Source organism: Paenibacillus sp. NRS-1782, from assembly GCF_050467685.1.
In the GTDB taxonomy this organism is placed as follows: Bacteria; Bacillota; Bacilli; order Paenibacillales; family Paenibacillaceae; genus Paenibacillus; species Paenibacillus terrae_A.
The window spans coordinates 1-2942 of the sequence record NZ_JBITPH010000034.1 but is presented as its reverse complement, the minus strand read 5'-3'; the positions used below and the strand labels follow the sequence as shown (position 1 = coordinate 2942).

The 2942-nt window shown below is 53.2% G+C and carries 1 rRNA gene; it reads left to right on the top strand.

From position 1 onward, the window contains the following. Window positions 1-118: 118 nt before the first annotated feature. Window positions 119-2942: ribosomal RNA gene (locus ACIFQM_RS13005) — 23S ribosomal RNA — on the top strand; the annotation flags it as partial.

The window sequence follows — 2942 nt, the reverse complement described above, 5'->3', positions numbered from 1 at the left end:
ATTCCTTTACGCTGATCTTGTGTAAACAAGTGAAATAAAGGTAGCTGTTTTGTATTTCATTCACACGTAAGTGTTGAACCGAAATGCAAAGCGAATCGCATTTACTTTGTAAATGCTAGGTTAAGCTACAAAGAGCACACGGAGGATGCCTAGGCGCCAGGAGCCGACGAAGGACGTGGCGAACAACGATAAAGCCTCGGGGAGCTGTAAGCAAGCTTTGATCCGGGGATGTCCGAATGGGGAAACCCGGCTGTCTTCATCGACAGTCACTTTCTGCTGAATACATAGGCAGGACAGAGGCATACCAGGGGAACTGAAACATCTAAGTACCCTGAGGAAGAGAAAACAATAGTGATTCCGTCAGTAGCGGCGAGCGAACGCGGATTAGCCCAAACCAAGGAGCTTGCTCCTTGGGGTTGTGGGACGTCTCACATGGAGTTACAAAGGAACCGGTTAGATGAAGAGGTCTGGAAAGGCCCGCCAGAGAAGGTAAAAGCCCTGTAGTTCAAAACTTGTTCTCTCCGAGACGGATCCCGAGTAGTGCGGGGCACGTGAAACCCCGTATGAATCCGGCAGGACCATCTGCCAAGGCTAAATACTCCCTGGCGACCGATAGTGAAGCAGTACCGTGAGGGAAAGGTGAAAAGCACCCCGGAAGGGGAGTGAAATAGATCCTGAAACCGTGTGCTTACAAGAAGTCAGAGCCCTATTTATGGGTGATGGCGTGCCTTTTGTAGAATGAACCGGCGAGTTACGTTCCCGTGCAAGGTTAAGGTGAAAAACTGTAGCCGTAGCGAAAGCGAGTCTGAATAGGGCGATCTTGAGTACGTGGACGTAGACCCGAAACCGGGTGATCTACCCCTGTCCAGGGTGAAGGTGCGGTAACACGCACTGGAGGCCCGAACCCACGCATGTTGAAAAATGCGGGGATGAGGTGGGGGTAGCGGAGAAATTCCAATCGAACCCGGAGATAGCTGGTTCTCCCCGAAATAGCTTTAGGGCTAGCCTCGGAATAAGAGTCGTGGAGGTAGAGCACTGATTGGGTGCGGGGCCCGCAAGGGTTACCAAGCTCAGTCAAACTCCGAATGCCATAGACTTGGTTCCGGGAGTCAGACAGTGAGTGCTAAGATCCATTGTCGAAAGGGAAACAGCCCAGACCATCAGCTAAGGTCCCCAAGTGTGTGTTAAGTGGGAAAGGATGTGGAGTTGCACAGACAACCAGGATGTTGGCTTAGAAGCAGCCACCATTGAAAGAGTGCGTAATAGCTCACTGGTCGAGTGACTCTGCGCCGAAAATGTAACGGGGCTAAACACGCCACCGAAGCTATGGCTTGATGCAATGCATCAGGGGTAGGGGAGCGTTGAATGCGGGTAGAAGGTGTACCGTAAGGAGCGCTGGACTGCATTCAAGTGAGAATGCCGGTATGAGTAACGAAAAGATCTGTGAGAATCAGATCCGCCGAAAGCCTAAGGGTTCCTGAGGAAGGTTCGTCCGCTCAGGGTAAGTCGGGACCTAAGGCGAGGCCGAAAGGCGTAGTCGAAGGACAACAGGTCGAAATTCCTGTACCACCGTAATCCGTTATGAGCGATGGGGTGACGCAGTAGGGTAGTGACGCGGACTGATGGATGTCCGTCTAAGCAGTGAGGCTGGTGTGTAGGCAAATCCGCACATCGTAAGGCTGGGCTGTGATGGGGAGCGAAAATTACAGTAGCGAAGGTCATGATCTCAGACTGCCAAGAAAAGCCTCTAGCCAGGAGAAGGTGCCCGTACCGCAAACCGACACAGGTAGGCGAGAAGAGAATTCTAAGGCGCGCGGAAGAACTCTCGTTAAGGAACTCGGCAAAATGACCCCGTAACTTCGGGAGAAGGGGTGCCTCGGTAGGGTGAATAGCCCGAGGGGGCCGCAGTGAAAAGGCCCAAGCGACTGTTTAGCAAAAACACAGGTCTGTGCGAAGCCGTAAGGCGAAGTATACGGGCTGACGCCTGCCCGGTGCTGGAAGGTTAAGGGGAGTGGTTAGCGCAAGCGAAGCTATGAACCGAAGCCCCAGTAAACGGCGGCCGTAACTATAACGGTCCTAAGGTAGCGAAATTCCTTGTCAGGTAAATTCTGACCCGCACGAATGGCGTAACGACTTGGGCGCTGTCTCAACGAGAGATCCGGTGAAATTTTAATACCTGTGAAGATGCAGGTTACCCGCGACAAGACGGAAAGACCCCATGGAGCTTTACTGCAGCTTGATATTGAATTTGGGTACGATCTGTACAGGATAGGTGGGAGCCGTTGATCCTTGAGCGCCAGCTTGAGAGGAGGCATCCTTGGGATACCACCCTGATCGTATCTAGGTTCTAACTTGGTACCGTGATCCGGTACGAGGACAGTGTCAGGTGGGCAGTTTGACTGGGGCGGTCGCCTCCTAAAGAGTAACGGAGGCGCCCCAAGGTTCCCTCAGAATGGTTGGAAATCATTCGAAGAGTGCAAAGGCAGAAGGGAGCTTGACTGCGAGACCTACAAGTCGAGCAGGGACGAAAGTCGGGCTTAGTGATCCGGTGGTACCGCATGGAAGGGCCATCGCTCAACGGATAAAAGCTACCCTGGGGATAACAGGCTTATCTCCCCCAAGAGTCCACATCGACGGGGAGGTTTGGCACCTCGATGTCGGCTCATCGCATCCTGGGGCTGAAGTAGGTCCCAAGGGTTGGGCTGTTCGCCCATTAAAGCGGTACGCGAGCTGGGTTCAGAACGTCGTGAGACAGTTCGGTCCCTATCTGTCGTGGGCGTAGGAAATTTGAGAGGAGCTGTCCTTAGTACGAGAGGACCGGGATGGACGTACCGCTGGTGTACCAGTTGTTCCGCCAGGAGCACCGCTGGGTAGCTATGTACGGAAGGGATAAGCGCTGAAAGCATCTAAGCGTGAAGCCCCCCTCAAGATGAGATTTCCCA